The organism is Cylindrospermum sp. FACHB-282 (genome assembly GCF_014697195.1).
Lineage (GTDB): Bacteria > Cyanobacteriota > Cyanobacteriia > Cyanobacteriales > Nostocaceae > Cylindrospermum.
Map to the genome: position 1 here is coordinate 1 of NZ_JACJRJ010000093.1, position 6,439 is coordinate 6,439.

At 46.2% G+C, this 6,439-nt stretch carries 14 protein-coding genes; 5 read left to right on the plus strand and 9 right to left on the minus strand.

Translation table 11 applies throughout. From position 1 onward, the window contains the following. The 9 genes from H6G32_RS25985 to H6G32_RS26025 all read right to left on the minus strand — a co-directional run. A partial coding sequence (locus H6G32_RS25985) for a hypothetical protein (protein ID WP_190463588.1) occupies positions 1–267 on the minus strand: 267 nt, incomplete at its 3' end. A gap of 96 nt (positions 268–363) precedes the next feature. After that, positions 364–597 (minus strand): hypothetical protein, encoded by a 234-nt coding sequence (locus H6G32_RS25990; RefSeq protein WP_190463590.1) that lies wholly within the window; start codon positions 595–597, stop codon positions 364–366. A 27-nt stretch (positions 598–624) separates the two neighbouring features. Beyond that, the gene (locus H6G32_RS25995) at positions 625–891 is read right to left on the minus strand and encodes a hypothetical protein (RefSeq protein WP_190463592.1); all 267 of its coding nucleotides are present in this window, start codon (positions 889–891) and stop codon (positions 625–627) included. A 155-nt stretch (positions 892–1,046) separates the two neighbouring features. Beyond that, on the minus strand, positions 1,047–1,268 hold the full coding sequence (locus tag H6G32_RS26000; RefSeq protein WP_190463594.1) for a hypothetical protein: 222 nt from the start codon (positions 1,266–1,268) through the stop codon (positions 1,047–1,049). A gap of 157 nt (positions 1,269–1,425) precedes the next feature. Further along, positions 1,426–1,683: a hypothetical protein gene (locus H6G32_RS26005; protein ID WP_190463596.1), complete on the minus strand. Its 258-nt coding sequence runs from the start codon at positions 1,681–1,683 to the stop codon at positions 1,426–1,428. A gap of 110 nt (positions 1,684–1,793) precedes the next feature. After that, the gene (locus tag H6G32_RS26010; RefSeq protein ID WP_190463598.1) at positions 1,794–2,492 is read right to left on the minus strand and encodes a hypothetical protein; all 699 of its coding nucleotides are present in this window, start codon (positions 2,490–2,492) and stop codon (positions 1,794–1,796) included. Positions 2,493–2,899: 407 nt separating this feature from the next. Further along, complete coding sequence (locus tag H6G32_RS26015; RefSeq protein WP_206757983.1) at positions 2,900–3,181, minus strand: hypothetical protein; 282 nt, start codon at positions 3,179–3,181, stop codon at positions 2,900–2,902. A gap of 287 nt (positions 3,182–3,468) precedes the next feature. Continuing rightward, positions 3,469–3,885, minus strand: coding sequence for a hypothetical protein (locus H6G32_RS26020; protein WP_190463602.1), 417 nt, complete (start codon positions 3,883–3,885; stop codon positions 3,469–3,471). A gap of 112 nt (positions 3,886–3,997) precedes the next feature. After that, positions 3,998–4,246, minus strand: a complete 249-nt coding sequence (locus H6G32_RS26025; RefSeq protein ID WP_190463604.1) for a hypothetical protein — start codon at positions 4,244–4,246, stop codon at positions 3,998–4,000. On the opposite strand from H6G32_RS26025, the gene H6G32_RS26030 reads away from it, so the two are divergent. From H6G32_RS26030 to H6G32_RS26050, 5 genes are all read left to right on the plus strand, one after another. Next, positions 4,246–4,449 (plus strand): hypothetical protein, encoded by a 204-nt coding sequence (locus tag H6G32_RS26030; protein WP_190463606.1) that lies wholly within the window; start codon positions 4,246–4,248, stop codon positions 4,447–4,449. The two genes, H6G32_RS26025 and H6G32_RS26030, sit on opposite strands and share 1 nt — an antisense overlap. Positions 4,450–4,676: 227 nt before the next feature. Then, positions 4,677–4,946 carry a hypothetical protein gene (locus H6G32_RS26035; RefSeq protein ID WP_190463607.1) on the plus strand — a complete coding sequence of 90 codons (270 nt, stop codon included), beginning with the start codon at positions 4,677–4,679 and terminating at the stop codon, positions 4,944–4,946. Continuing rightward, on the plus strand, positions 4,947–5,249 hold the full coding sequence (locus H6G32_RS26040) for a hypothetical protein (RefSeq protein WP_190463609.1): 303 nt from the start codon (positions 4,947–4,949) through the stop codon (positions 5,247–5,249). Positions 5,250–5,607: 358 nt separating this feature from the next. Further along, positions 5,608–5,976 carry a hypothetical protein gene (locus H6G32_RS26045; RefSeq protein WP_190463611.1) on the plus strand — a complete coding sequence of 123 codons (369 nt, stop codon included), beginning with the start codon at positions 5,608–5,610 and terminating at the stop codon, positions 5,974–5,976. Positions 5,977–6,033: 57 nt separating this feature from the next. Further along, complete coding sequence (locus H6G32_RS26050) at positions 6,034–6,327, plus strand: hypothetical protein (protein ID WP_190463612.1); 294 nt, start codon at positions 6,034–6,036, stop codon at positions 6,325–6,327. The last annotated feature ends 112 nt before the right edge of the window (positions 6,328–6,439 follow it).

A 6,439-nucleotide genomic window follows, 5' to 3' on the forward strand; every position in this document is an offset into this window, starting at 1 on the left:
CAGAACATCCCTTACTCGCCAGGGGCTAAATGATCTACCTGAAACTAACTCCCAGTCTTCGACTGTGGGAAGTTGCCAGATGTGTCCTTCTGAATCCTTGTAACCGTACTCTGCCAACTCCCAGATTCGTAGCTGCTCCAGAACTAGTGAAGCCATTATCGGATCATTCATTCGATGAGCACCCAACTTTTCCGCCACATCAGGACGAAAGGTTAGGCGACTGGTATCTGCCCAGGGGAATAATTTTTTTGATTCAATGTTTGACATAATAGATTATCTCTATGTTTTAATAGAGTCTGCATTTGACCGAATCTAAGAACCCCGCAGTTTTGTACTCTGGCGGGGTTTTTGGTTTTATCGAGCTTACTGCCGTTTGACAAATCGGTAAGTGGTGGTAGCAAGGTAACTAAACGCAAATAACACGGTGAGAGTTGCAATCCATCCTTGACCTGGGAACAGAAACCACAGACAAGGAGCGATGATCAGTAAACTGATGAAAATGACTATTAGTTTCCGGGTGTATTTCTTCCACCGCATCTGCTGTTGCTCTACTGCGGCAAGGATGAATTTTCTGTTTATGTCACCGAATCTTGGCATGGTAATTTTGGTAACTTGGTAATTGGTTCAGCTTGGTTCAACTTGAATTTCAATTGCCGCCGGGGGAATGTTAATGCTGTAGTACTCCACTAGCCAGTAGTACCCGACTGCTGAATGTAGGTAAAAGTATCCTTCGTGCAGCACGGCAGCCGGGAATTTATTAACGGCAAGTAATGTGTGTTCTGTGAATGAACCATCGTCTTGATAAAGTCTGACTTTCATAAACTCTTGGTATGTAGCCCCTGGTGGTGAAATTGCGATCGCTAATTTGGTAACTTGCAAAATAGAGGTCATCGTCTCCCTCGTAGTCCACACAGCAATTAAGATGCTGCGGTCGTTTCGGGTATTCTAAGAGTGTGAATTTGTCTAGTTGCTTAGTCCAGATTGGTTGTATTTCGTCAGTCATTGGTAATGGGTAATGGGTAAAAAGGCGATCGCTAATTTAGTCATTAGTCATTAGTCATTGGTTGCTCCAGAACCGCGACTCCCCTAATTACTGGCGGGTCAATGATGATGTAAGTGTTCGCTTGGTAGTAGTAACCAAGCTGTGTATGTAGCCAGACTTCTCTTCTCCAGTAGATGGCGGTAGGGAAGAGTGCAGCACGAGTCAGTTTGTGTTGGGTGATTTCTCCGTTGCTTTGACATAGTTTTGCTATTAGATGTTTGCTCATAATGGGCGATACCCCTGTGATAAAGATTTCGCTCAACAACGCATTTAGGCTTCTTCCTTGATGTGTAATCTGTGTGGTCATGGCTCATTGGTAATTGGTAAATTCGTGGTGAAATTGCGATCGCATCCCACCTCCCAGCGCGATCGCTAATTTGTCATTAGTCATTGGTCATTGGGTGGTAAATCTCGTTAAGCAACTTGCAGCACTCGGCTAAAACTTCGATTTTTTCTGATTCTTCCATTTCTTCTATCAAGTTGAGCGCCTCGAAGGGTATTCTGTCGTCGTCGCTATGCGTTTCGGATACCGCCTCGTCTTGGGACTCGGCAATGAGTCCAATGAGGAACAGGAGGTAGTGCTTGGACAGTTTGAGGACGGTTTGGCGTGGAGATGGTTTTGGCTCGGTTTCTTGGTTCATGGGTAATTGGTAATTGCTTATTGGTCAAAAGGCGATCGCTAATTTGTCACTGGCGAAACTGCGATAGTTTCCCCCGCTGGGAGTTGCTGCTGGCGAAAGTTCCCATCAAACTAGGGCAACTCCACTCCCATAGCTCTAAGCAGGTTGAAGAACAACCAGCCTGTAGGCTCTGGTTCATGCCAGCCTTTTCTCAAGCACTGTAACAGCCAGCCTTGAGGATTTTTAATTTTGGGACGGCCGCGATAGTCGGTTTCGTGTCCACCACGTGCTTTGAATAAAGCAATCCCTCTTTTGACGTCCTCTAACCCATACTCCAGAATTTCTGGTGATTTCAGGGGGTCAAACACGATACCAGCATTTTCGCATTCACTTAAAACCGCTTCGCATTCAGCTATCTCTTGATCAGTAATTAGAGTATTGCTGCTGCTGCTATCCCCCTGTTCGAGCGATAGGTCGTTTGGGGTGGGATATTTGAAAGTTTTATCTCGCTTTGGCAACTTTTTTTTTGGACTCAACCAATCGAGGGGACGTGTAACTATACGTACAAGTCGCCACGTAAATTGTTTGATGGTTTGCACTACCCGACTGTCGGTTAGCTGCTGTAGCGCTTTCTTTAATGTCGGGCGAGAGAATCCTTTGCCTCGATGTTTTTCTACCCATTCGTTAAATTCTTTGAGGTCTGGTTCTGCTTCTTGCCCCTCTCCGCCTTCACGGATTAGGTACTGCCAAAGTAGTTTGGCTGAGGGAGTGATTTTGTTTTCTAAGCAGAACTCGTCGTGCTGCTCTGTCCAGAGAGTTGTTTTAGTCATTAATTGCTAGCGGGGGGGATGGTGTAATAACTGGTGGTGTAGTAACCGCCAGATGTATGCAGATAGAGGCCTCCCTCCCAGTAGATAGCGACAGGAAAGAATGTAAGGCCGGTTAATTCGTGTTCGGAGTGTTCTCCGCTGTCTTGGTAAAGTCTTGCTGTTAACACTTGGTATTAGGTCATTGGTTATTGGTCATTGGTCAAAAGGCGATCGCTAATTTGTCACTGGCGAAATTGTGATAGTTTCCCCCGCTGGGAGTTGCTGCTGGTGAAAGTCTAAAGTGATGGAACACTTTTTGGCTGGTGGTGAAAATGCGATCGCATCCCACCTCCCAGCGCGATCGCTAATTTGGTAGCTGGGGATTGGTCATTAGTCGTTGCTCCAGAACCGGGACTCCCTGGTGGTGACTATCGCCTGTCGCGCTCCAGGTCGCTGATCACCTTTTCCAGGTACCAAATCTCTGTTCTGCCGGGGTAACGTTGACAGGCTCCGTTTAAAAGTCGCCTGGCAGTGGCAGCGTCACCCTTGAGAAGTACGAGTAGGTCGGCTCGGAGTTCCTGTTTTCTGCTTTTGCGGGAAAAGTTAAAGTTATCGCGTGACCTGGGCTGGAACAAGCCGGAAAACAAGTCAGCAAACATCCTCCCTGCTTCTTCAGCATCTAAGGTCAAAAATCTAGTAGCTGGAATCATTGCCAAAAGGTTGAACAGTACACGGAATGCAAGGGAAAGGATAAAGAGTAAGAGTCCAAGAACTGCCATTAGTGCCAGTCCATTGAATGGAAACGGAATAGAAAAAGCGATGTAGTTTAAAAAAATCTCTATTTGGTGCATGGTGAATGGAAAGCAAGTTAACAGCCTTGAATTCACCCTACGGGGGTTCTCTGTGTAAGAACAACAGAGAATCCGCCTATTTATGCGTCCTCCACGTCAATTACATTTCATGAAAAAACCGCCTACCCCGCGAAGGGTAAGGCGGTTTACTGGTTTTCATCACCTGCGCTCGAATCCTGATCGTTAATCAAGTTATTGATTTGCTGTTCAAGCAAATTGCAGGCTCGCAGAAAATCCGTCTCATTTTCTTTGTTCTCGTCTAGTCGAGCCTCAAGCCTTTGTCTGTGAGCGTGTACGTAAGACAAATGTGCTTCTTTGATGAGGTTGAGGCTCTCTAGGATTTTCCCAGAAGTAGAGCCTCCTTGTTCGTCAAATTTGGATTGTACTCTATCAAAGAGATTCTCCCCTGAGCTATCCTCTCTACCAGTTCCGACCTGGTAAGCCCCATACTCTCCGCTATTTTCTGAAAGAGTTCCCATGAGTCGGGGTTGACCTTCAGGCTTACCCCCTTCGTCTCCCTTCCAGACCTCGGACGTCCAGTTCTTGCCATTTTCTGCTCCCATAATATTTTCCCCTAGATTATTGCATATCCGAAAATCCATTATTGACTAGTATATACAGATATGCAATAGTATATTTATTGGATATCCAAAAATCCATTACGCCCCCTCCCCACTAAAAAAAGCCAGCACGAGGTTGTGGGGACACACCATACTCAAGCCGGGGCAACACCTCCCACCATCCGTAGTGATTGATGGTTCTTGTCGAGTAGATGATGTGAATACTTAGTCCGCAGTCTTCTCTGCGGACTATTTCCTCAACGCATACATGGAGATGTGGCAGGGCGCCAAAGCACTCTGCTTGCAGGTTCAATTCCTGCCGTCTCCCACAGTCCAACAAACGTTTACCAAAGGATATCTGCAATGACCGTAACAGTTGAAACCTTTATCAAGGAACTCGAACGAGCCAAAGACAAACAAGCCAAAGTCATTATCGAGGTAGGTGGCAGCAGCTACGACATCGACAAAATCGAACTACCCGGCAAGGATGCAGACTATGTAGTTCTGGCTATTGAGGCTAGTGGCGAGTCTGACGACGACGCGGAAGATTCCGACGACGAAGACTAATTAACCCAATCACGCCAGTGCCAAACTGGCGTGACCAATACCAAGCAAACCAATGAGTAAAAGACCGAACGCGGCTCAACAGAACCGCCGCCGTAAAAAGCGCGGGTTACGAATCAAAGACGCCTTTGGCGTGAAAGTGCGTCAGCCACGCTACGACCATCAATCCTTCACTTTGCGCCACGCGCCTCCAGACTTCCTCAAGTCCAGCATCCAATACCCAATATCCGATGACCAATCGAGTTTCGGCAATGAGTGAGCATGCGTACTACTTAATTCCCAATCCAGAGGAAATCCTAATGCGTCCGGGGATTTGCACTCAGATTGGATTAGCAAGCAATTCTGTTAACTGGCTTGTTCATCAAATGATGCTAACCAACCCAGGGTTGCCATTGCATATTGCACTTTGCGCCTTGGATATTTCAATGAATCGCATTAGCAAAGATGATTTGCAATGCGCTGTTGAGGATGCAAAAAAAATCTTTTCACCAAGTAAATAAATGACAAAACCCATAGGCTATTACACCGGACTTGTCCCCGGTGGTGACTCCCTGCTGAATTCTCTAGAAACACAGTATGGGGCGACATTCGAGCGCATGACCAGGCGCGAAAAACTGTATTTAATGTTCTCCCTGGCTGTTCACCTCTTCTCCAAAGAAGAGGGAGCCATCCGCGACGAAATAACCATCGTTGCTAGCGATTTGCAGGCACTCTTGCCCAGCGACCAGGAGGGATTGATGGAAGCATTAATCAACCAAATCCGCTGGGGACACTTGCCAGAGCCAGAAGATTCAGGGGTGTAACGCTTCACTACACCACCAAAGCTTTGCACTTTAGGAGCACCTGCTAGACGAAAATCATACATCAAATTTTCATCACCTGCCCTCCTCCTGGGGCATCTACCGCTTTTTTTTAAACACGTAATCGACAAATTGACACTACATCAGTGTGGACAGTGGCTTGTTTACACTGGTGATTTTTTCAAATCTCACAGTTTGGAATTATGACTTACCAAAAATCAATCAGTCCGTGGGCCGTGTTTCGTTCGTCATTCCCTCAGTCCGTCCTGGTCGCCCGGTTCCGCAAGCGTAGCGATGCCGAATCCTACGCTAAGATATTGCGCCAAAACACACAAGCAAACTTTGAGGTGGTGTTTGACTAATGAGCCAGATAAAACTTATAACCTACCAGCGAGTTTTGAATCTTGGAAACTATGAATCCAAGCGGCTAGAACTGCAAGCCGAAGTGATGGAAGGTGAAGACCCAGAAGAAGCAGTGTACCGTCTCATGGAACAGGTAGAGAGACAAATTAGAGAACCCCAAGAAGACCAAATTATCAAAAATATCCGGCAACTACAAAAGGAGGTTAAGCAGTTGCAATCTGAGAAAAATTTGCTTGAGCAGACGTGTAAAAGTCTGTCAAAAACACCTGAACCCTCGCCCGATGAGGAGGAACCGGACCCGGATCCGGATGATATCCCTTTTGAAGGGGCGGGGGCTGCAACCAGTAGCGACCTCGCCGATTATTAACGGACAAACTGTTTTCACTATTGCGCCAAAACACACAAGCAAACTTTGAGGTGGTGCTTGACTAATACGCTTTTACCTTATACAGAAGACTACGTATTGATTAGCAAAAGAGCGCTACTCGTAAATGCGCTGAGTATGTCAGCGCTGTGTCAGATTCTCTCCAAGAAAACTGGAGATTCAGAGCAAGACATTGTCGCAACTATTGGAGTCTTGACCAACAAGGCGGTTGAAGACATGACCGATGAGCAAGTAAACGATTGTGTGGCCACAATGATGGCCAAGTCCTGGAGAAACCAGGGACTGTTAACCGAAGTCGAGCTAGATACAGCAGAAGAAGATGACAAAGCATGATAGTTGTAAAAAATATAGACAAATATCTTTTACTTTGAAAGTGTTACCTTTACTGGGGAAACTACAATCCCCTGTATCCCATCTGCAAAAGCATTAGGGATTGCTTTTCTGA